Here is a 21631-nt window from a genome sequence, read left to right as displayed (position 1 = left end):
CACAGCCACTGCCGCAGCGGACGGCCCCCGGGGCAAGGGCTGCTCCGGCATCGACACCGCCGGCACGGTCACGGAGCCGGATCGGCGCCGGAAGCCGTAGAGCCTGTCGAGCCCGTGGAACCTGTCGAGCCGGCGGAGCCCTTCGAGCCCCTGGCCCCCAGGACACCCCGGGAGTGCTCGGGCTCCAGTGGGGGCGCCGTCAGCCAGCCGTGCGTACGGCACTCGGGGCGTGTGCAGTCGGGCGGCGGGCGCCGTACGGTCGCGAAGGCCACCATCGCGCCGAGCACCAGCACGCCCGCGCACAGCGGCATCGCCCGGTTGAAGGCCGCGTCGAAGGCGTCCGCCGAGCGGTACGCCTCCGGTCCCATCCCGGTGAGCAGCGGCAGCGCGGCCACGGCGACGAGCCCGGCCGCGCGGGCCGCCGCGTTGTTGATCCCGCTGGCCAGGCCCGCCCGCCCGGTGTCCACGGAGGCCAGGACGGTGGCGGTCAGCGGCGCGACCAGGGTGACCATGCCGAGGCCCATCACCAGCAGCGCGGGCAGCACATCGGCGACGTACGACGCGCCCTCGCCCACCCGCAGCATCAGAAGCATGCCCACCGCGCACAACAGCGGTCCGACCGTCAGCGGGATGCGCGGGCCGATGCGCTGGGCGAGTTCGCCGGAGCGGGCGGAGAAGAGCAGCATCAGGACCGTGGTGGGGAGCAGCGCCGTACCGGCCCCGAGCGCGGAGTAGCCCGCCACGACCTGGAGCTGGAGCGCGGTCAGGAAGAAGAAGCCGCCGAACGCCGCGTAGACACACAGGGTCACCAGGTTGACGGCCGTGAACTGGCGCGAGGCGAAGATGTCCAGCGGCATCATCGGATCGGGCCGCCGCCGCTCGACGTACACGAAGGCCACCCCCACGGCCACGCCGCCGACCGCCGCCACCGGCACGAGCACGGAACCGCTGGTGGCCTCGATCAGGGCATAGGTCACCAGGGCGAGCGAGAGCGCGCCGAGTACGGCGCCCAGGACGTCGAACCCGCGGTGCGACTTCCCTCCCCCGCTCTCGGCTCCGCTCGAGCGGGAGGTGTCCCCAGCGGATTCCGGCACGTGCCGCAGGGCGACCGGGACGCAGAGCATCGCGACGGGGATGTTCAGCAGGAAGACCCAGCGCCAGCCGGGTCCGTCCACCAGCAAGCCGCCCAGGAACGGCCCGACGGCGGCCCCGACACCCCCGAAGCCCGACCACAGACCGACCGCACGGGCCCGGTCGTCCGGGTGGAAGGAGGCCTGGATGAGCGCCAGCGAACCCGGGGTGAGCAGCGCCCCGCCGATGCCCTGGAGGACGCGGGCCGCGATGAGCACACCCACGTTCGGAGCCAGCCCGCACAGCAGCGAAGCGGCCGCGAACCACACCACACCGATGACGAAGATCTTCCGGCGCCCGAAGCGGTCCCCGAGCGAGCCGCCCAGCAGGATCAGCCCGGCCAGCGACAGCGTGTAGCCGTTCACGATCCACTGGAGGGCGGCGAGGCCCGCGTCCAGGTCACGGCCGATGCTCGGCAGGGCCACATTGACGACCGTCGAGTCCAGCAGGGCCATGCTGGAGCCGAGGACGGTGGTCAGCAGGATCCACTTCCCGGTCGGGGAGGCGATCCGTACCGCAGGTCTGTCGTCCGATGCGTCCCGCGCAGGCACAGCCATACCTCGGAGCATACGGAAGGGCCCGGCACCGTGGCGGGTGCCGGGCCCTCCCGGAGATACGACTGCCGGGCGACCGCCGGTCGACTACTTGAGCCGGGTGCCCGTGGAACGCAGGGCGGCGCACGCCTCGGTCACGCGCTGGGCCATGCCGGCCTCGGCGAGCTTGCCCCAGGTGCGCGGGTCGTACTTCGACTTGGTGCCGACCTCGCCGTCGACCTTCAGGACACCGTCGTAGTTGCGGAACATGTGGTCCACGACGGGCCGGGTGAAGGCGTACTGGGTGTCGGTGTCGAGGTTCATCTTCACGACGCCGTTCTCCAGCGCGGTGGCGATCTCCTCGGCGGTGGAGCCGGATCCGCCGTGGAAGACGAAGTCGAACGGGCTCGCCTTGCCGTACTTGGCGGACACGCCCTCCTGGAGGTCCTTGAGGAGCTCGGGGCGCAGGACGACGTTGCCCGGCTTGTACACGCCGTGCACGTTGCCGAACGACGCGGCGAGCAGGTAGCGGCCCTTGTCACCGAGGCCCAGGGCCTCGGCGGTGCGCAGGGCGTCGTCGACGGTCGTGTACAGCTCGTCGTTGATCTCGTGGCTGACGCCGTCCTCCTCGCCGCCGGTCGGGGTGATCTCGACCTCGAGGATGATCTTCGCGGCGACGGCCTTGGCGAGCAGCTCCTGGCCGATGGCCAGGTTGTCGGCGAGGGTCTCGGCGGAGCCGTCCCACATGTGGGACTGGAACAGCGGGTTCTCACCCCTGGCGACGCGCTCGGCGGAGATGTCGATCAGCGGACGTACGTAGCCGTCCAGCTTGTCCTTGGGACAGTGGTCCGTGTGCAGCGCGACCGTGATGTCGTACTTCGCGGCGACGATGTGCGCGAACTCGGCGAGCGCGACGGCGCCGGTCACCATGTCCTTGTTGTGCTGACCGCCCAGGAACTCCGCACCACCGGTGGAGATCTGGATGATGCCGTCGCTCTCCGCCTCCGCGAAGCCGCGCAGCGCAGCGTGCAGGGTCTGGGACGAGGTCACGTTGATGGCCGGGTAGGCGAACTTGCCTGCCTTCGCCCGGTCGAGCATCTCGTTGTAGACCTCGGGGGTTGCGATGGGCATCTGTCCGCTCCTTGTATGTGCGGGTCTGCGTACTGCTGCTGCCGTACGACGGGACTGGTGCTTATGGCCCTGACCTAGGGGGGCGACATCATCGTCGGCCCCATCCTTCCAGACGTCGCCGGATGCTCCAGACACCCTGTCCGACATACGGGACCCCGCGTTCGGCGGGGCCCCGCGGGGGCATCGTCAGTCCAGGCCCAACTCGCCCTTGGAGTAGGCGAAGAGGTACGGAACACCGGCGCCCGACTCGATCTTCTCGGCGGCACCGGTGGCACGGTCGACGATCGTGGCGACGCCGACGACCTCGGCCCCGGCCTCCCGGACGGCCTGGACGGCCTCGAGCGGGGAGCCGCCCGTGGTCGAGGTGTCCTCGACCACGAGGACACGCCGGCCCTTGATCTCGGGACCCTCGACACGGCGCTGCAGGCCGTGCGCCTTCGCGGCCTTGCGGACGACGAAGGCGTCCAGCCTGCGGCCGCGCGCGGAGGCCGCGTGCAGCATGGCCCCGGCGACCGGGTCGGCGCCCATGGTCAGCCCGCCGACCGCGTCGAAGTCCAGGTCGGCGGTGAGGTCGAGGAGGACCTGTCCGACGAGCGGAGCGGCCTCGCCGTCCAGCGTGATCCGGCGCAGGTCCACGTAATAGTCGGCCTCAAGACCCGAGGAGAGGGTCACCTTGCCGTGCACCACGGCCTTGTCCTTGATCTGCTGCAGCAGCGCGCCGCGTACATCACTCATGGACGCCAGCTTAGAGCCGCCGCCAGCTCCAGGTCGTGGTGGCTTCGAGGGGCTCGATGGGCGTGACCAGGCGGGGGTGGGTGTTGAGCCCGTTCGGCGGACCGGTCTGCGGCTCCACACACACGGCCGCCTCCTGCTCGTCGTAGACGACGACCCATTCCTCGCGGCTGCCGACCTTCAGCTCGAGCCGCCCCGGCCAGGTGAGCGTCACGTCGACACCGCCCGGCATGCCGAAGCAGTCGTCCCAGGGGCCGGGCTTCGGGTCGCCCCGGCGGCCGGTGGGCAGCTGGTCGTCGCCCCGCTCCTCCTGCCAGGCGGGCCGGAAGTCGACGCGGACGTCCTCGCCGCCCTCCCCCAGGTTCCTGTTGAACCAGGGATGCCAGCCGATCTGGGCCGGGAACGAGTCCGCGTACGTCTCCACGGACATGGTGAGCGTCAGAGCGTCCTCGGTGAGGGCGAAGGCCTGGGTGACGCGGGCGGGGTGCGGCCAGGGGTCCACCAGGCCGTACGTGATCACGGCCTCGCTCCCGGTGACGCGGGCCGTGGCCCAGGCCCCGTCCCGGGCGGTGCCGTGGATCGCGTGCGGCGGGGAGTTGAGCGGCATCTGCCGGAGGGAGGCGCCGTCGAGGAACCGGCCGTCGCGGATGCGCCCGCACCACGGAGCCATCGGGAAGCACCCGAACTTCGCGCCCTGCCTGAGCAGTTCGACGCCGCCGACCCGCAGACCTCCGACCCGTCCGCCGTTCCCCGGCGTCACGGTCACCTCCGCGTCACCCGCGGTCAGCGTGATGTCTTCGTTACTCACGGAGTCGACCCTACTGGGGCGGGAGCGCCGCGTGGTTCGCCGCCCTCACCGGCGCTTGCGCAGCGCCCGGGTCACGGCGATCGCCGAGGCCAGCGCGAGGGCCGCCGCGGGGGCCGCCCAGCGGAGGGTGGCGCGGGCGGCGGTGGCCTCCGGGGGCGGGACGGGGGCGTAGCGGCCACGCGGAGGAGCGTGGTCCACCTCCTCCGCGCTGCGCCCGATCATCGTCCGCCGCGCATGCGCCGCCTCGGCCATCGCGTCCTCGCTCCCCAGCTCCTCGTCCGCCGCCACGAAGTCCTCCCCGTCGAACTCGTCGTCCCCGGCCGAGGAACCGAGCCCGGGAGGCGGCACCTCGGCGTCGAAGGCGGAGGAGGCCTCGCCTCCGGCCCCGCCTTCGGACGCCGGCCCGCCTTCATGCCCGGGGTCGGCCTCGACTCCGGGCTCGGGCGCGGATTCGGACCCGGAGTCGGGCGCGGATTCGGACCCGGAGTCGGACCCGGAGTCGGACCCGGAGTCGGGCGAGGTTCCGGCGTCGGGGGTGGCGGCGGCCGGGGTCGCGAGGCCCGCGGCCAGCCCTTCGCCGAAGCGGGTCAGCAGGCGCAGTCCGGCCGAGGACACCGCGTCGTGCGGGAGTTCGGCCACGCGGCCGTCGCCGGAGGCCGTGCCGCCGAACGCGAGGGTGGTACCGCCGTCGGAGGAGACGAGCCGCAGGGTCAGCGCCAGTTTCACGGCGCCCCCGCCGCGTACCTCCGTGGCGTCGCCCTCGACGGCGTACGAGCCGTCGTCCTGGGCGGTGACGAGAAACGCGCCGCGATAGGTGATCGTGTGCCCGGCGACACGGACCTTCAGGCGCCCGGCGACCCGCGCGGCGCCCTCGCCCGGCTCGCGGCCGGCGCGGGAGGACATCTTCGCGGCGTCCTGCCCGGTCCCGGAGACGGCGTCCTGTCCGCTTCCGGAGACGGCGTCCTGCCCGGTCCCGGAGGCCGGCGGCGCAGCCGTGTCCGCCGCGCCGTCGGAGACGGCCGACGCGTCCTGCTGGAGACCCGGGATCGCGCGGGCGATCCGGACGGGATCCGCCAGGGCCTCCCTCAGCCGCCCGGCCGGAAACGGAACGAACACCTCATGCTCCATGTCAGCCGAGCCTACCCAGCACGACCCGGACCGCACCCGCGTATCACGGGATTCCCGCGCCTCCGCCTCAGTCGGCGTACCGCGGATGCACGAGCGTGGAGGGCGGCAGGCGGTGGGGGACGCGGCTGCGGTCGGCGGCGCGCGCGTCGGCCGTCAGGGCCGCCTGGGTGAGGGTGCGCAGCCGTGGGCAGTGGGAGGCCAGCCGCAGGGGTGCGGGCGTGCGGGAGGCCAGGATGAAGCCCCAGTCGCCGGCGGAGCCCGCCGCGCCGCCGATGGTGCGGTCGGGACCGGCGGCGAAGCCGGAGTCCCGGCCGCCGACGCGGTAGGGCCTGGTGAACAGGCCGGCCGCGCGGATCGTCGAGTCGACCGTCCAGAAGGCCCGGTGCCGGTCGGCCAGCGGGCCGGCGTGGACCACGAGCCGGCCGCCGGGCGCGAGGACGCGGCGCGCGAGGCTGTAGAACTCCTGCGAGTACATCTTGGTGCTCGCCGTGATGCCCGGGTCGGGCAGGTCCGAGATGACGACGTCGTATGTCGAACGGGCGTCGCGCAGCCGGCTGAAGGCGTCCGCCGTCACCTCGTGCACCCGGGGGTCGTCGTACACGTGACGGTTGAGGGCGGACAGCGCGGCGTCGTGGCGGGCCAGCCGGACCACGTCCGCGTCGGGTTCGACGACGTCGACGCTGCGCACCCCGGAGTGGCGCAGCACTTCGCGGGCGGCGAGTCCGTCACCACCGCCGAGGATCAGCACGCGCGCGTGGGGGCCGTTCATCGCGGGGTGGACGAGCGCTTCGTGGTAGCGGTGCTCGTCGCGGCCGCTGAACCGAGCGCGGCCGTCGAGGAAGAGGTGGAGGGGACGGCCGCGGGTGCCGCCGGTGAGCACGACCTCCTGGACGCCGGTGCGGAGGGCGACGCGCACGTCCGCCCCGTACAGGGCGTGCCGTGCGGCCCGTTCGAAGTCGTCGACCAGCACCGCGGCCGAGGCGAGGAGTCCGAGGACGAGGAGGTTGGCGACCAGCAGCGTCCAGCGCGCGCGGCGGGTCAAGTCCTCCCGGAACAGGCCGAGTACGAGGGCTCCGCCCGCCACCGCGTTCACCGTTCCGGTCAGCAGCGCGCCCGTCAGCTGGCCGAGCAGGGGCAGCAGCAGGAAGGGGAAGGCGAGGCCACCGACGAGGGCGCCCACGTAGTCCGCCGCGAACAGGTCGGCGACCGCGCCGCCGGGGTCCTGGCGGCGGATGCGCTGTATCAGCTCCATGAGAAGGGGGACTTCGGCACCGATGAGCAGGCCGATGGTGAGCGAGAAGGCCACCAGCAGATAGCGGGGTCCGTCCGCCCACAGGCCACCCCAGCCGCCGGTCCAGGCGAACACCGCGTACAGGGCCATCGCACTGCATCCGCCGACCAGTGCGAGCGCCGCCTCGACCGCGCCGAAGCCGGCCGCGGCGCACGGGCGGAGCCGCTTCGCGACGAGGGAGCCGACGCCCATGGCGAAGACCATGACGGAGAGCACGACGGATGCCTGGGTGACCGAGTCGCCGATCAAGTACGAGGCGAGGGCGACGAGTTCGAGTTCGTACACGAGTCCGCACGCGGCACAGACGAACACTCCCGCCAGGACGAGGAACCTGCCGATGCCCGGCCGGACGGGCAGCCGCGCCTGACCCTGGACGCCCCAGGACGGCGGCACGCCGGGGGGAGCTGGCGCGTGCGGTTCGATCACGCCGTGAACGCTACGTCACGCCGCCACTACGGTTCGTCACCCACACGTGTGGAAACCCTTGCGCTTCATGGCACATGGAGTTGACCTGGGCATCTTCCCGGCACACCGCCCGCGAACCCCACCATCCGCACCTCCCTCGTCCCGCCGCGCTTCCGGTGTCCGCGCGCTCGCCCTCAGACGCCGGACGGGCTGAGGGCGTCCGTCCGCACGCCGACCCGCGTACGCGTCGCGACCAACTGGCCGTCCTGCGGGTACGCGTGCCACGTACGCCAATGGACCTGGCCCTCATGGCGCTGGGCGAGCATGGCGGTGAAGGCGTGCGGGCTGCCGGGGAAGACGCCGGCGAGCCCCTGGGGGTGGTCGGAGACCAGGGCCAGCAACTCCTGGGCGCGGCCCGCGAAGGAACCCGGGGACAGAATCTCGACCCGGGCCGCGAACTCGTACTCCCAGTCGCCGAACCGCTTCGCGACACCGAGCGGCAAGGGTGTGCTGCTGCCGGAGATACATGCGACGGTCTCCGAACAACTGCCACGCTCCTCCTCCAGGAGTACCTGGTGGGATGCTCCGAGCAGTCTCAACTGCAGTTTCGCCCCGGCCAGTTCGAGGTCGAGTGCGGCGAGGGCCGGCAGCGGTTCGCGGCCCAGGGCCCAGGCGAGATCGGCCGCGCGCGTGTCGGTGTACGAGGTGTTCAGGGTCGTGAGCATGGGTCGGCTCCGCTAGCACGCAAAGGTGAGGTGGGGTTCCGGCGCACCCGGTCAACACCGGGGGAACGGCCCGGTCAGCCCGGCCGGAAGGGCATCCGAAGGACGTGTCCGACAGGACCATCCGATGGACTTCCGAGGCCTGTCGGCCCAGGGCTGCTTGGTGATGTACCAGGGCTGCTTTGGTGGTTTAGAGGGAATCATGAACTGTGGTGCCGCCACAGCGTTTTTACCCAACTTCGTGGGGTTTCCATCCCCCCGAGGGCTACACAGCTCAACTGTTCAACTACGGCGTGCGCCCCGCGCACGGACGTGCCCGTCGGCAGTCGTCGGCCGACGGGCACGTCCGTGCGCCGGATGCGTTTCCCGCAAGGAGCTCAGCTGCCCCGTGTCAGCTGCCTCCGCCGCATCCGCCCCCGCCGCCGCACGAGGACCCGCCTCCGCAGGACGAGCCTCCGCACGACGAGTTGCCCCCACAGGAGTGACCCCCGTGGTGCCCGCCCGACGAACCGCCGGACGAACCGCAGGACGCGGCACTCCCCGCGCCGCCGGCCCACCAGCTGCCGGTGCCGCCGGCACTGCTCCTGGAACGACGCCGCCCCTTCTTGGCCGCGCTGACGACCTTCATGATCACAACGAGCAGGACGACCGCCAGGATGATGCCGATGATCATGGCGTCACCCTCCTTCCGTTCCCCCGAAGCCGCCCCCCGTGGGCCGCGCTTCTCGATTCCTGTCTTGCGTGACAGGGGGATGCCCACACGCCTCACGGCGCAAAGCAGAGTTGAGGAACTCCAGAGCATCCACATGTGGGGATGACTCCCGGCTGCCGGGCATCGGACGGGCGTGGACCCCCAGCCTCGACGTTTGTCCTGACGAGCGGCGAGTGTTCCGACGAGCGGCGAGTGGCAAGCCTCTCCTACCCCCGGGAGATCGCCAGGAGCCAGGCCACCGGGAGGCCGAGGATGCCGAGGGCGATGGCGCCGATCAGGGAGGCGAGCCAGGCGAAGACGTGGTTCTCGCCGTCGAGGAGGCGGCCCCGGCGGGCGGAGGTGAGCAGCCAGTGGCCGGGCAGGCCGAGGGTGGCGGCCGTCCAGCCGGCGAAGGTGACGTATTCGGCGGCGGCGAGCGGCGAGGGCACGAAGACCGTGTCGCCGACGAGTCGGACGTCGCGCCGGGTGCCCGGCCGGAGGTCGCCGGAGGCGGAGCGGAGCAGCATCGGCCGCGCCGCCGTCGCATCGGCGGACGAGGACGCGGAGGACGGCGTGTACTCGCCCCGGCAGTGGGTGTCGGTGTCCTCCAGCCCCTCGAAGCAGCCGGCGATCACGAAGGTGCCGGTCGGCCCCGCGATGCCGGTCAGCGCGGCCAGCCGGGCGCCGAACAGCAGCCAGACCACGGCCACGCACCCCGCGAGCCACAGCACGGCGAGCCCGCCGACCGCCCGCCAGGACCACGTCCGGCCCGTCCGGCCCATGCGACGCCCCCGCCATTCGGTCATCCGTCCGAGGGCGCCCTACCCGGCAGCGGCGCCGCGGAATCGCACAGGCTTGCGGAGGGGTGACGGTCAAAGGCGCGTCGGGCCCGCTCTCGGCCGTGGACGGCCGGCGGCAGAGTGGAGCCGGGAGCGTCAGCAGGGCAGGCTTGGGGCATGAAGTCGCTTTTGCGCTCACCGCCTCCGCCCGGGGCAGGTAGGCGCAGCCGGGTCCTCTTCACGCTGATGCAGTGTGTGCCCTTCTTGATGGCGCTGGCCGTGCTGGTCATCGAGCTCACACCTGCGCACTTCATCTACACCGGGCCCTTCCTCACCGCGGTCCCGGCGTTGGCGGCGGTGACGATGGGGCCCAGGGGCACCACCGCGGCGGCGGCTCTCGCGCTGGCGATCAGTGTGACCACCGCGACCTACAACGGGGCCTGGGGCACCCTTCAGGTCTATACCAATTTTCTGGCTCTGTCCCTGGTCTCCTTGGCCGGCTTCGTCACCAGCAGCGCTGTGCAGACGCGCAGGCAGAGAGAGCTCGACCAGGTCCGCCGGATCGCCGTGGCGGCCCAGGAGGTCGTGCTGCGGCCCGTACCCGCGCGACTGGGCCCAGTGCTCGCGGGCAGCCTGTCCCTCGCGGCGGGGACGGGGGCACAGGTGGGCGGTGATCTGTACGAGGCCGTGCAGACGCGGTACGGCGTCCGGATGATCGTGGGGGACGTCCGCGGCAAGGGGCTGGTCGCGGTGCGGGCCGTCGCGGTGACGTTGGGTGCGTTCCGGGAAGCCGTGCACTACGAGGATGAGCTGGTGGAGGTCATGAACCACTGCGCGGCCGCGCTGCGACGGGAAGTCGCCGTGCCGGGTGCGTACGACCAGGAAGTTCTGCTGGAAGGGTTCGTCACGGCGCTCATCGCACAGGTGCCGGACGAACCCGTGGTGCAGCTGGTCAACCGCGGGCATCCACCGCCGCTGCTGCTGCACCAGGGCAGGGCCACGACACTGATGCCGCCCTCGCCGTTGCCGCCTCTCGGCCTCGAAGACCTCGCCACCGACCTCTCCGCCAAGCCTGAGAGCTATCCGTTCGTTCCCGGTGACCGTCTGCTGCTGTACACCGACGGCGTGATCGAGGCCCGCAACCGCGACGGCGAATTCTTCGCTCTGCCGGAGGCCATGGAGGGGACGGACGCCGACACCACCCCACCGGAATTCCTGGAGCAACTGCACCAGGCGTTGATCCGCCACAACGAGGGCGACTTGGCGGACGATGTGGCGATGATCCTCACCCACCGGCTCAACGGCGAACTCGGAGGCCAAGGCGTTGCGGGCTCCATGCCGGAGCCGCCTTCCGGCGCGGCGGACCTGGGGTAGCGGTCGCAGTTCAGGGGCGGCGCGTAGTGGACTTGCGCAGGTGCCCGTCGGCGAAGGTGAGTTGAGGAACTCCAGAGCTTGGGCGGAGGATGACCGGCATGACCTCCAGCGCGCGCCCCTTCCTGAACCGCCGGCTCGCCGCGTTCGGGACGACGATCTTCGCCGAGATGTCCGCCCTCGCGATGAGTACCGGCTCGATCAACCTCGGCCAGGGCTTCCCGGACACGGACGGTCCCGAAGAGATCCGGGAGGCGGCCGTACGCGCGCTGCGGGACGGACGCGGCAACCAGTACCCGCCGGGCCCGGGCGTCCCCGAGCTGCGCACCGCGATCGCCGCGCACCACAAACGCCACTACGGCCTGTCGTACGACCCCGACACCGAGGTCCTGGTGACGGCGGGCGCCACCGAGGCCATCGCCGCCGCCCTGCTCGCGCTCCTGGAGCCCGGCGACGAGGTGATCGCCCTGGAGCCGTACTACGACTCGTACGCGGCCTGCATCGCCATGGCGGGCGGGACGCGCGTGCCGGTGACGCTGCGCCCCGACGAGGGCGACCGTGACGGAGCCGCCCACCGGCGCTTCCGGCTCGACCTCGACGAGCTGCGCGACGCGGTCACCGACCGGACCCGGCTGCTGCTGATCAACACCCCGCACAATCCGACCGGCACCGTCCTCACCCGCGCGGAGCTGACGGAGATCGCGCGGCTCGCCGTCGAGCGGGATCTGCTCGTGGCGACGGACGAGGTCTACGAGCACCTGGTCTTCGACGACGCCGAGCACGTACCGCTGGCCGGTCTGCCGGGGATGCGCGAGCGGACGGTCACCATCGGCAGCGCGGGCAAGACGTTCTCGTTCACCGGCTGGAAGGTGGGCTGGGCGACCGCGCCGCCGGCCCTGATCAGCGCCGTACGGTCGGCGAAGCAGTTCCTGACGTACGTGGCGTCGGGGCCCTTCCAGTACGCCGTCGCCGAGGCACTCGCGCTGCCGGACACCTACTTCGAGGCCTTCCGCGCGGACATGCTGCGCAAGCGGGACGTGCTGGCGGCGGGACTCGCCGAGGCGGGCTTCGCGGTCTTCCGGCCGCAGGGGACGTACTTCATCACCACCGACATCCGGCCGCTCGGCGAGACGGACGGTTTCGCGTTCTGCCGCGCCCTCCCCGAACGCGCCGGGGTCGTGGCCATTCCGAACGCCGTCTTCTACGACCACCGCGAGCAGGGCGCGCCTTTCGTGCGGTTCGCGTTCTGCAAGGCGACGGAGGTGCTGGAGGAGGCGTCCCGGCGGCTGAAGGCTGCCTGGTAGCCGGGCTGACACTCGGCCTGATCCGTTCGTCTAACACCGGCCGAGCCCTCCGTGCGGGCGGCGCGCCGGGGGGTCCGGAACGGAACCCGCACGGACGAGCAGAGCTCGCGAATGCCCCGTAGGGAACGCACAGTTCGGGTGTGACCCACCCGAGTACCCTCGCTCGCCCCGCCCTCACGGAGCCCGGCGACCGTGCCGTCCGCCCGCCCCGCGCCGCACGCAGCCTGCCGTCCGCCGCGGTGACGGCACTCGGGCTGTTCGCCGCCGTGCGCCTGGCCGGTCTCGTCGTGCTCGCCGCGACCGCCTGGGCCACCGGCAGGCACCCGGTCGTCCTCCTCGCACGCTCCTGGGACTCGGCCTGGTACCTGGGGATCGCCGCGCACGGCTACGGCCGGACGCTCTTCTTCCACCCCACGGTCGTCCACAGCGACCTGGCGTTCTTCCCGCTCTACCCGGCCCTCGTGCGCGCCGTCACCGCGCTGACCCCGCTGAGCGGGGGCGCGGCGGGTCTGCTGGTCTCCTGGCTCGCGGCGGCGGCCGCCGTGTGCGGGGTGTACGCGATCGGGGCCCGCCTGCACGGCCGGGCGGTCGGGACCGCGCTGGTGCTGCTGTGGGGTCTGCTGCCGCACTCGGTGGTGCTCTCGATGGCGTACACCGAGCCCGTGCTGACCGCGTTCGCCGCCTGGTCGCTGTACGCGGTGCTCGACGGGCGCTGGGTGTGGGCGGGCACGCTGGCCGCGCTCGCGGGGCTGGCCAGGCCGAACGGCTTCACGGTGGCCGCGGCGGTCCTCGCGGCGGCGGCGCACACGATCTGGCGGAACCGCGGAAAAGTTACCCACAGGCTGTGGACGGGCGCCGCGCTCGCGCCGCTCGGCTGGGGCGGCTACGTGCTGTGGGTGGGACACCGCAAGGGCGATCTGCTCGGCGGCTACTTCGAGGTGCAGCGGCTGTGGGGCTCGCGCTTCGACCTCGGCGCGGGGTCGCTCCGCTTCGTCAAGCACCTGCTGCTGCACGGGGACCGCTTCGTGTTCCCCATGACGGTGATGATCGTCGCCGCGTCCGTGCTGCTGTACGCGCTGCTGATCGCGGACCGGGCGCCCCTGCCGCTGCTGGTCTACAGCGGCGTCCTGCTGCTGATCGCGCTGGGCGGCTCCGGCTTCTTCGAGTCGAAGCCGCGCTTCCTGCTGCCGGCGTTCCCCCTGCTGCTGCCCCTGGCCCGCGCCCTGGTGCGAACGGCGAGAGCCCGCCCCTGGCACGCGACACTGGTGGTCGGTGCCCTGGCCGGGCTCTCGTTCGCCTACGGCGCCTATCTGGTCGTGATCGCGCACACGCCGCTGTGACCGGCCGCGCGCGCCGCGAGGGGTGCCGCTGCGAGGACGGGTCTACTCCTCGTCGTCCTCGGGCTTCTCCGTCTCGTTGATCTCCTGCTCCAGGCCGAGCTGCTCCACGAGCCACTTGTCGAACTCGATGGCGGCGCGCACCCAGCTGACCGTGGAGGACACGAAGTGCTCCAGGCTGACGCCGGTGCCGATCAGCATCTGCGCCTCGCCGATCAGGCGGACGGTGCCGTCGTCGTGGGTGTGGCTGTAGACCTTGGGCCACAGGGTGCGACGGTTCCAGTCGTCGATCGACTCGAGGAGCGCGGGCTTCTCCTCGAGCTGGTGCGGCCGGTCGTAGAACGTCCGCACCGAGAAGACCTGCTGGTCACCCTCGCCGCGGAACATGAAGTACGTACGGAATTCCTCCCACGGCGCCGCGAGGTCACCCTCGTCGTCGACGACGTACTTCAACTCCATCTGTTCCAGGAGCTGCTTCACGAGGTCCTGATCCGGGACCACGGGGCCCGCGGGGCCGCCGGACTGCGGCTCGGGCTGGCCCCCGAAGTTCGGAATCGAGGACGGGTCGATGCTCACCGTGTATTTCCCTTCGTACGGATTCTGCCATCCTCCCCCATGCGGGGCGGGGAGTGGCAACCCCTGGCGGGCCCTGTCCGCCGGGGGCTGACAAGATCCGGTCACGCGCGGGCATCGGCCCAGGTGGGGAAGGTCCGCACGGACACGCCGGAAGTCGCCGGGACAGCAGTGACATGAACATCCAGCGGTGGCATGAACATGCTTGGGGCGGCCGAGCGCGGCGCGGCCGAGCGAAGCCGTCGCCGAAGGAGCAGTGCGGGCATGCGGAGGGCCCGCGGCGGGTGTGCCGCGGGCCCTGCCGGGGTGCCGGCGCCGGTTACAGCGTCTTGCCCGTGGCCGGTCCCACGATCAGGCCGTCGCCGAAGGCGTCCACGCGGACCGTGTCGCCCTCCTTGACCTCGCCCGCCAGGATCTCCTTGGCCAGGCGGTCGCCGATGGCGGTCTGGACGAGGCGCCGCAGCGGGCGCGCTCCGTACGCCGGATCGTTGCCCTCCTCGGCCAGCCAGGCCAGGGCCGCGTCGGTGACCTCCAGGGTGAGCCGGCGCTCGGCGAGCCGCTTTGCCAGGCGGTCGATCTGGAGCCTGGCGATGCGCTCCAGCTCCCGCTGGTCGAGCGCGGAGAAGACGACGATGTCGTCCAGCCGGTTCAGGAACTCCGGCTTGAAGGAGGCCCGGACGACGTCCAGGACCTGCCGCTTCTTGTCCTCCTCGGAGGACAGCGGATCGGCGAGACTCTGCCCGCCCAGGAACTGGCTGCCCAGGTTCGAGGTGAGGATCAGGATGGTGTTGCGGAAGTCGACCGTCCGCCCCTGGCCGTCCGTCAGCCGCCCGTCGTCCAGGACCTGGAGCAGGATGTCGAAGACCTCGGGGTGCGCCTTCTCCACCTCGTCGAGCAGGATCACGCTGTACGGGCGACGGCGTACGGCCTCGGTGAGCTGGCCGCCCTCCTCGTAGCCGATGTACCCGGGCGGCGCTCCGACCAGCCGGGCCACGCTGTGCTTCTCGCCGTACTCCGACATGTCGATGCGGACCATCGCCCGCTCGTCGTCGAACAGGAAGTCCGCCAGCGCCTTGGCCAGTTCGGTCTTGCCGACACCCGTCGGGCCGAGGAAGAGGAAGGAGCCGGTGGGCCGGTCCGGGTCGGCGATTCCGGCCCGGGTGCGGCGCACGGCGTCCGACACCGCCCCCACGGCCTCGGTCTGGCCGATCAGGCGGCGGCCCAACTCCGCCTCCATGCGCAGGAGTTTCTGCGTCTCGCCCTCCAGCAGACGGCCGGCGGGGATGCCGGTCCAGGCGCCGACGACGTCCGCGATGTCGTCCGGCCCGACCTCCTCCTTCACCATGGTGTCCTTGCCGGCCTCCTCCTCGGCCTCCGAGGCGGCCTCCAAGTCCCTTTCCAGGGTGGGGATCTCGCCGTAGAGCAGCTTGGAGGCGGTGTCGAAGTCACCGTCGCGCTGCGCGCGTTCGGCCTGGCCGCGCAGCTCGTCGAGCTTCTCCTTCAGCTCACCGACACGGTTGAGGGACTGCTTCTCCTTCTCCCAGCGGGCGGTGAGACCGCGCAGCTCCTCCTCCTTGTCGGCGAGGTCGCGGCGCAGCTTGTCCAGCCGCTCCCTGCTGGCGGCGTCCGTCTCCTTGCCGATCGCCAGCTCCTCCATCTTCAGCCGGTCGACGACACGCTGGAGCTCGTCGATCTCGACCGGGGACGAGTCGATCTCCATGCGCAGCCGTGAGGCCGCCTCGTCGACGAGGTCGATGGCCTTGTCGGGAAGGAAACGGGAGGTGATGTAGCGGTCGGACAGGGTCGCGGCGGCCACCAGCGCCCGGTCGGCGATCTGGACCTTGTGGTGGGCCTCGTACCGGCCCTTGAGCCCGCGCAGGATGGCGATGGTGTCCTCGACGGTCGGCTCGGCGACCAGCACCTGCTGGAAGCGCCGCTCCAGCGCCGGGTCCTTCTCGATCCGCTCGCGGTACTCGTCGAGGGTGGTGGCGCCGACCATGCGCAGCTCACCGCGGGCGAGCATGGGCTTGAGCATGTTGCCGGCGTCCATGGCGGAGTCGCCGCCCGCGCCGGCCCCGACGACGGTGTGCAGCTCGTCGATGAAGGTGATGATCTGCCCGTCGGAGTCCTTGATCTCCGCGAGCACGGTCTTCAGGCGCTCCTCGAACTCGCCCCGGTACTTCGCACCGGCGACCATCGCGCCGAGGTCGAGCGAGACGAGCCGCTTGTTCTTGAGGGACTCGGGTACATCGCCCTTCACGATCCGCTGGGCGAGCCCCTCGACGACGGCCGTCTTGCCGACGCCGGGCTCGCCGATGAGGACGGGGTTGTTCTTCGTGCGGCGGGACAGGACCTGCACCACCCGGCGGATCTCGTGGTCCCTGCCGATGACGGGGTCGAGCTTGCCCTCACGCGCCGCGTCGGTGAAGTCGGTACCGAACTTTTCGAGCGCCTTGTACTGGCCCTCGGGATCCGGGGTCGTCACCCGGCGCCCTCCCCTGCTCTTCTGGAACGCGTCGAGCAGCTTTTTCGCGCCCGCGCCCTGCTGGGAGAGTACGTCGGCGATCTGGCCGCCCTTCGCGGCGATCCCGATGAGCAGGTGCTCGGTGGAGATGAACTCGTCGCCGAATTCCTTGGCGCGCTCGGCGGCGTCGGCGATGACGGCGAGCACGTCGCGGTTGGGCTGCGGGGGCGCGACGGTGGAGCCGGTCACGCTGGGCAGGCCGGATAGCACCCGCTCGGCGCCGGCGCGCACGGAGACCTGATCGGCGTCCACGGATGCCAGCAGGTCGATGATGTTCTCGTTCTCCTGCCCCTCCAGCAGAGCGAGCAGCAGGTGGGCGGGGGTGAGGTCCGGGTGCCCCTCCTTCACGGCGCGGCTGCTGGCCGCGTTGATCGCGTCCCGGCTCCTGTTGGTCAGCTCGGCGTCCACGTTCGCGTTCTCCTCCTCCTGATGTCCTGACCGTTGCCTGACTCGGCCAACGTACACAAAGTTGAGTCTATTCCACTCAAGGCTGGAGTGGGGGCGGAACGGGCACCGCGAGGCGTAGATTCGGGCCTCATGGCTTCCTATCCGGTGGACCCGCGGCAGCCCGACGCCGCCTACCTGAGCTTCTGGCGCGAGCGCCACCTGTGCACACTGACGACCCTCCGGCCCGACGGCTCCCCGCACGTGGTGCCCGTCGGCGTTACATACGACCCCGAGGCCGGTCTCGCTCGGGTCATCACCAACAAGTCCAGCGCGAAAGTGGGCCACGTGCTCGCGGCGGGGCAGGACGGGGCGCGCACGGCGGTCTGCCAGGTGGACGGCCGGCGCTGGGCGACGCTGGAGGGGCGGGCCCGGGTGTCCACGGACCCGGTACGCGTCGCGGAGGCCGAGCGGCGCTACGCCGAGAGGTACCAACGCGTGCCCTCGCCGAACCCGTCCCGCGTGGTGATCGAGATCGAGCTCACGGCGGCGATGGGCCGCGGATGAGACCGCGGGCGGCGACGGGCGGGCGGAACCCGGGAATGTCCCGTAAAACTGCAGCGGCGTCACCGTGTTCAGGTCACGGTGACGCCGCTGCGGGGGGAAGTACCTGCGCGATCTACTACGACGGGGGAATCGCGTCAGGCACTGCGGGGGGTGGCTGCGATGGTTTCGATGTCCGGGACATCCGGGCCGGCCAGCTGGTGGTCGCGCTGGTCGAGGTTCACAAAGATCATTCCGTAACGAATGGCGCACCGTACTGGCTGCGGCGCCCCCCGAGGTCGCCGCAGACACCGGTAGGCCCGTACGTCCTCGTCGTCGTCGCGGGTGACGACCACGGGCTCCCCGAACACGGTCACCATCAGCGAGTCACCGCTGTAGGGGATGGCGGTGACCAGATCGATGAAGTGCCAGCCGGATCGGTAGGCGGTGGCCATTTCTCGGCGAAAGGAACGGTCGTCGGGAGGAATAGTCATGCTTCTGCGTCCGCGGAGATGATCGTCCAGCCACTGTCCACCGGGGCCGCCGCCTCGACGGAGGTCCAGCCGCTGTCCGCCGGGCTCGCCTCGACGTCGGTCCAGCCGCTGTCCGTCAGAGTCGCCTTCACGCTGGTCCAACCGCTGTCCGGGCCGGCCCACGTCCGGGCACCCCCGGCATCAAGGCCCGAGCCCCCCAGGGCGCCGGACGCCACAGCGACAGAGAAGACTGCGGCAAGCACTGAACCAAGCAATCTCGCTCGCATAGTCGGCTTCGTCCTCACTTGATGGAATCTTCTCCCCCGTCGTCACAAGACGATGGCTCATTCAGGCACGTCAATGCCACAGGAGCGATGCATCATGTTCCTGCACGTTCAGGACCCTGGGGGGTGGAGATTTGACCACAAACAACTCACAACCGACACATCCCCACGCTGTCACCACGTTGTGTGACGAAGGAGCACGCCTTTACGCCAGTGCGTTGCACTCCGGCCGCATCACCCGGGTCGAGGTGGAAACAGCCCCTTGCCTCTTGGAGTTCGCACTGCTTCATCCCGATCCCGACGACGAGAAGTGGCTGCGCCCCGTGCCGCCGTCCGTCGCGCTCGCACAACGCCTGCAGCCTCTGGAACGGGAGATCCAGGAGCGCCGCCGGCTGGCCATCGAACTGACCGATTCTTTCGATCCGTTCATCGCGATCAGCACACAGAGCGCGGCGAGCATCCACGCGATCACCGTCCTGGAGGGATTCGACCGGATCAACGCGGCGCTCAATTCGGCCACCGCCGAGTGTCACACGGAAATGCTGACGATCCAGCCCGGGGGCGGTCGCCCCGCCGACGCCCTCATGCAGGCGCTGGAACGCGACAGGCCGCTGACCGACCGCGGGGTGCGCATCCGCACGCTGTACCAGCACACCGCCCGGCACAGCCAGGGAACGCTCGCCTATGTGGAGCGCATATCGGGCGGCAGGATCCAGGTCCGCACGCTCGAGGAACTCATCGAGCGGCTGATCATCTTCGACCGGACCGTCGCCTTCATCCCGGCCAGCGACGACCGGCGGGTCGCCCTGGAACTCCGTCACCCCGGACTCGTGCTGTACCTGAGCAAGGTTTTCGAACAGCTCTGGCAGCGCGCCGTCCCGCTCACCGAGGACGTCCCGAACGACGTCGGGCCCAACGGCATCACCGGCGTCCAGCGTTCCATAGCCAAGCTGCTCATCGAGGGGTACGTGGACGAGGCGATCGCCCGCCGCCTGGGCATGAACGTCCGCACCTGCCGGGCGCACATCGCCAAACTGGCCTCCGCCCTCGGCAGCGGAAGCCGCGCTCAACTCGGCTTCCTGATAGCTCAGTCGGGACTCCTGGACCAGCCCGAGGGAGGGGAGTGACCCCGTCGGCGGGAGCAGGGGCCCGGCCCGGCGGCGTCAACGGCCGCTCGGGGACCCCCGGTCGGGCACACCGGGGGCGCCAGGGGCCGCCTCAGCGACGGTGACGGTCTCCAGTTCCGGGGACCGCTGCGGCCCGTCCAGGCCCGCCTGAGCGATCCGTACGCCCAACTGCGTCCGGCTCGCCGCGCCCAGCGTCTCCGACAGCCGGGCGATGTGCGCCCGGCACGTCCGCACGCTGATGCCCAGGCGTTCCGCGACGACCGCGTCCTGGTGCCCCTCGGCCAGCAGCGCCGCGATGGACCGCTCCCGGTGGGTGATGCCCTCGATGCCCGTCGAGGGCAGCGGCGAGGTCAGCGGGATCGCCAGCCGCCACAGCCGCTCGAAGACCGTCACCAGGTAGTCCACCAGCGCCGGGTGCCGCAGTTCCAGCGCGATCGTGCGGTCCGAGTTCGCGGGGATGAAGGCGACCGTGCGGTCGAAGAGGATGAGCCGTTCGACCACCTCGTCGAGGGTGCGGGCCTCGGCCGCGTCGCCCATCAACTCCATGTAGTTCAGCAGGCCTTGACCGTGCCGGGCCACGTGGGTGTACAGATCGCGCATACGCACCCCGCGCCGCCGCATCTCCAGCGCCCGGTGCAGACCCTCCACGAGTTCGTCCTCGCGCCGGATGCCGCCCGGCTGCACCGTCAGGACCTCGCCGGTGCACTCCGAGGTGGCCTTGTCCATGGCGGCGTGGATCCGCGGCAGCCCGTCGAGGACACGGATCGCCACTCCCTCGGCCGGTGTCCGTACCCGGCCGCCGAGCCCCGCGTACCACTCGAAGGCCGACACCGCGTCGCCCACCCGGGCCTGGCTCGCGCTGACTTCCTCGTACACGCCCTGCAGGAGCCGTGTCATGACTTCCTGGGGCGAGGTCGGCACCAGGAAGCCCATGTCGTCGGGATCGGGGTGCAGCAGCGCCAGCTCCACCAGGCAGGGCACCGTCTCGGCGTCCTCGCGGGGCACCCGGCCACGCCGCACGGCCCGGGAGTACACCCGGTCGCCGGCCTCGCACAGTCGGTCAGCGCCGTGCGGATGCCTGTCCGTCCCGTGCCCGGCCATCTCCCACCCCTGGCTCCAGCTCCAACCCCTGGCGTGAGCCCGCGTCAGGGCGTCACCGCAGCGCAACTATGCGCGGACGCGTCCGGCATCGCAACACGGCTGCACCGCCCTCGGACGTCTGTTCACCCCTGCTCATCCCGATAAATCCCGACCTCCGCCGCGCCCGTTGCAACAAGCTGAAGGGGGGCGCCTCCCGGACGTCCGGCACATCGCGGAACAGCCTCCGCGGGCACGCCCGGCATCCGTCCCGGCCTCGGCCGTCCGGAATCAACTCACGCCGTCCCCAACGGACTTGCGGCAGGGATGCGGCGCAGACCATGGCCGAGATGTTCCGCAGGCGGGTGCGGTGGGGGCGGTCGGGGTTCCGGGCTCGGCGTCGGGTTCGCCCCGGAACTCACACCTCGAGTTCGCGTGGCCCGTAGAGCGCGTGACCGGCGCCCGTGGCGAGCGCCCAGTAGCGGTCGCCGTACGACCAGTGCCACCACTCGGTGGGGTAGTTGACGAGGCCCGCGGCGGTCAGCGCGTCGGACAGGAGCCGGCGGTGGGTCCGTGCCGTCCCGCTGATGCCGTCCGCGGCGCTGTAGCAGGCGCCGTCGCTCTCCTCGGGGTTCGCGTTCACCGGCGTCCCCATGTCCAGCTCCCGGCCGTCGGCGTCGACGAGGGTGAGGTCGACGGCGGCGCCCGCGCTGTGCGGGGCGATCTCCGGCGGGGACACGTAACGGCTGGCCGCGTCGCGCAGACGCGCGGCGTCCCACTCGGGGTGCTCCGCCCGCAGTCCGGCGGCGTACCGGTCGAAGTAGAGCCGCTGCAGCGAGGGCGGGCGGTAGCCCTCGACGAACAGCAGCCGTATGCCGTCGGGCAGCAGATCTCCGGCCGCCACGAGCCGGTTCAGCACCCCTTCGCGCAGATACGCGTACGCCCCCGAGTCGTCCCGTCTGCGGGCGTCGAGGGGGAAGGGCTTCCTCGCCCGTACGTCGAGGAGCGGCTCGCCGCGGTCCACGACGGGTATCGCGGCGATCCTCGGGTCGGACATCAGCACGATCCTGGACATGCGGCGATCATGCCGCACCGGGGCGCAGCAGCCCCCAGGGGGCGCCGAAGAGGCCGGGTGGGGCATCCGGGTGCCGGGCGGGCGGACCGCCGCCCAGCGCCCCGGGAGGGCCTTCCTCGCCGCCCGTCACGACGGCGAGGACCCGTACCGACCGCCTCGCCCCGAAGCGGTGCGGTGAGCGCCCTGCCGGGGCGCCCTGGCCGAGCGA

At 71.6% G+C, this 21631-nt stretch carries 21 protein-coding genes; 6 read left to right on the top strand and 15 right to left on the bottom strand.

What is annotated here, in order from left to right; translation table 11 throughout:
* Positions 1-68 precede the first annotated feature (68 nt).
* From ACWD68_RS12320 to ACWD68_RS12280, 9 genes are all read right to left on the bottom strand, one after another.
* Positions 69-1688 carry an MFS transporter gene (locus ACWD68_RS12320; RefSeq protein WP_451806362.1) on the bottom strand — a complete coding sequence of 540 codons (1620 nt, stop codon included), beginning with the start codon at positions 1686-1688 and terminating at the stop codon, positions 69-71.
* Between the two features lie 84 nt (positions 1689-1772).
* Positions 1773-2795 carry a class II fructose-bisphosphate aldolase gene (fbaA, locus tag ACWD68_RS12315; RefSeq protein WP_451806361.1) on the bottom strand — a complete coding sequence of 341 codons (1023 nt, stop codon included), beginning with the start codon at positions 2793-2795 and terminating at the stop codon, positions 1773-1775.
* A gap of 186 nt (positions 2796-2981) precedes the next feature.
* Positions 2982-3530, bottom strand: coding sequence for an orotate phosphoribosyltransferase (gene pyrE / locus ACWD68_RS12310; protein ID WP_266760915.1), 549 nt, complete (start codon positions 3528-3530; stop codon positions 2982-2984).
* A 10-nt stretch (positions 3531-3540) separates the two neighbouring features.
* Positions 3541-4335, bottom strand: coding sequence for an aldose epimerase family protein (locus tag ACWD68_RS12305; protein WP_451806360.1), 795 nt, complete (start codon positions 4333-4335; stop codon positions 3541-3543).
* 45 nt (positions 4336-4380) lie between these two features.
* Entirely contained in the window at positions 4381-5463 is a 1083-nt protein-coding gene (locus ACWD68_RS12300) for a carbon monoxide dehydrogenase (RefSeq protein WP_451806359.1), read from the bottom strand.
* Between the two features lie 67 nt (positions 5464-5530).
* Positions 5531-7180, bottom strand: a complete 1650-nt coding sequence (locus ACWD68_RS12295) for a polyamine aminopropyltransferase (RefSeq protein ID WP_451806358.1) — start codon at positions 7178-7180, stop codon at positions 5531-5533.
* 173 nt (positions 7181-7353) lie between these two features.
* Positions 7354-7884 (bottom strand): DUF2617 family protein, encoded by a 531-nt coding sequence (locus tag ACWD68_RS12290; RefSeq protein ID WP_451806357.1) that lies wholly within the window; start codon positions 7882-7884, stop codon positions 7354-7356.
* A 388-nt stretch (positions 7885-8272) separates the two neighbouring features.
* Positions 8273-8554, bottom strand: a complete 282-nt coding sequence (locus tag ACWD68_RS12285) for a hypothetical protein (RefSeq protein ID WP_451806356.1) — start codon at positions 8552-8554, stop codon at positions 8273-8275.
* Between the two features lie 245 nt (positions 8555-8799).
* The gene (locus ACWD68_RS12280; protein ID WP_451806355.1) at positions 8800-9378 is read right to left on the bottom strand and encodes a hypothetical protein; all 579 of its coding nucleotides are present in this window, start codon (positions 9376-9378) and stop codon (positions 8800-8802) included.
* 150 nt (positions 9379-9528) lie between these two features.
* On the opposite strand from ACWD68_RS12280, the gene ACWD68_RS12275 reads away from it, so the two are divergent.
* The 3 genes from ACWD68_RS12275 to ACWD68_RS12265 all read left to right on the top strand — a co-directional run bounded on the left by ACWD68_RS12275 (position 9529) and on the right by ACWD68_RS12265 (position 13366).
* A complete protein-coding gene (locus ACWD68_RS12275) occupies positions 9529-10725 on the top strand; it encodes a PP2C family protein-serine/threonine phosphatase (protein ID WP_451806354.1) in 1197 nt (398 codons plus the stop codon).
* Positions 10726-10814: 89 nt separating this feature from the next.
* Positions 10815-12026, top strand: a complete 1212-nt coding sequence (locus tag ACWD68_RS12270; protein ID WP_451806353.1) for a pyridoxal phosphate-dependent aminotransferase — start codon at positions 10815-10817, stop codon at positions 12024-12026.
* 140 nt (positions 12027-12166) lie between these two features.
* Positions 12167-13366, top strand: a complete 1200-nt coding sequence (locus ACWD68_RS12265; protein WP_451806352.1) for a hypothetical protein — start codon at positions 12167-12169, stop codon at positions 13364-13366.
* Between the two features lie 42 nt (positions 13367-13408).
* Here the strand turns inward: ACWD68_RS12265 and ACWD68_RS12260 are convergent, their stop codons facing one another.
* Complete coding sequence (locus ACWD68_RS12260) at positions 13409-13939, bottom strand: YbjN domain-containing protein (RefSeq protein WP_451806351.1); 531 nt, start codon at positions 13937-13939, stop codon at positions 13409-13411.
* 316 nt (positions 13940-14255) lie between these two features.
* Entirely contained in the window at positions 14256-16868 is a 2613-nt protein-coding gene (clpB, locus tag ACWD68_RS12255; RefSeq protein WP_451806350.1) for an ATP-dependent chaperone ClpB, read from the bottom strand.
* Positions 16869-16997: 129 nt separating this feature from the next.
* On the opposite strand from clpB, the gene ACWD68_RS12250 reads away from it, so the two are divergent.
* Positions 16998-17411: a pyridoxamine 5'-phosphate oxidase family protein gene (locus ACWD68_RS12250; protein WP_451806349.1), complete on the top strand. Its 414-nt coding sequence runs from the start codon at positions 16998-17000 to the stop codon at positions 17409-17411.
* A 134-nt stretch (positions 17412-17545) separates the two neighbouring features.
* On the opposite strand, the gene ACWD68_RS12245 is transcribed toward ACWD68_RS12250, so the two are convergent.
* The gene (locus ACWD68_RS12245; RefSeq protein ID WP_451806348.1) at positions 17546-17881 is read right to left on the bottom strand and encodes a hypothetical protein; all 336 of its coding nucleotides are present in this window, start codon (positions 17879-17881) and stop codon (positions 17546-17548) included.
* Positions 17878-18012, bottom strand: a complete 135-nt coding sequence (locus ACWD68_RS12240; protein ID WP_451806347.1) for a hypothetical protein — start codon at positions 18010-18012, stop codon at positions 17878-17880. Before ACWD68_RS12240 ends, ACWD68_RS12245 begins: the two co-directional genes overlap by 4 nt.
* 266 nt (positions 18013-18278) lie before the next feature.
* On the opposite strand from ACWD68_RS12240, the gene ACWD68_RS12235 reads away from it, so the two are divergent.
* Positions 18279-19271 (top strand): helix-turn-helix transcriptional regulator, encoded by a 993-nt coding sequence (locus ACWD68_RS12235; RefSeq protein WP_451806346.1) that lies wholly within the window; start codon positions 18279-18281, stop codon positions 19269-19271.
* 36 nt (positions 19272-19307) lie between these two features.
* Here the strand turns inward: ACWD68_RS12235 and ACWD68_RS12230 are convergent, their stop codons facing one another.
* Positions 19308-20372: a LuxR C-terminal-related transcriptional regulator gene (locus tag ACWD68_RS12230; protein WP_451806345.1), complete on the bottom strand. Its 1065-nt coding sequence runs from the start codon at positions 20370-20372 to the stop codon at positions 19308-19310.
* Positions 20373-20766: 394 nt separating this feature from the next.
* Positions 20767-21423 (bottom strand): M15 family metallopeptidase, encoded by a 657-nt coding sequence (locus ACWD68_RS12225; RefSeq protein WP_451806344.1) that lies wholly within the window; start codon positions 21421-21423, stop codon positions 20767-20769.
* On the opposite strand from ACWD68_RS12225, the gene ACWD68_RS12220 reads away from it, so the two are divergent.
* Entirely contained in the window at positions 21422-21601 is a 180-nt protein-coding gene (locus ACWD68_RS12220; RefSeq protein ID WP_451806343.1) for a hypothetical protein, read from the top strand. The two genes, ACWD68_RS12225 and ACWD68_RS12220, sit on opposite strands and share 2 nt — an antisense overlap.
* Positions 21602-21631 lie beyond the last annotated feature (30 nt).

It is taken from the genome of Streptomyces sp. NPDC005141 (assembly GCF_053599975.1).
Note: the sequence above shows the minus strand (reverse complement) of the source record. Positions and strands in the feature narration are given on the sequence as shown.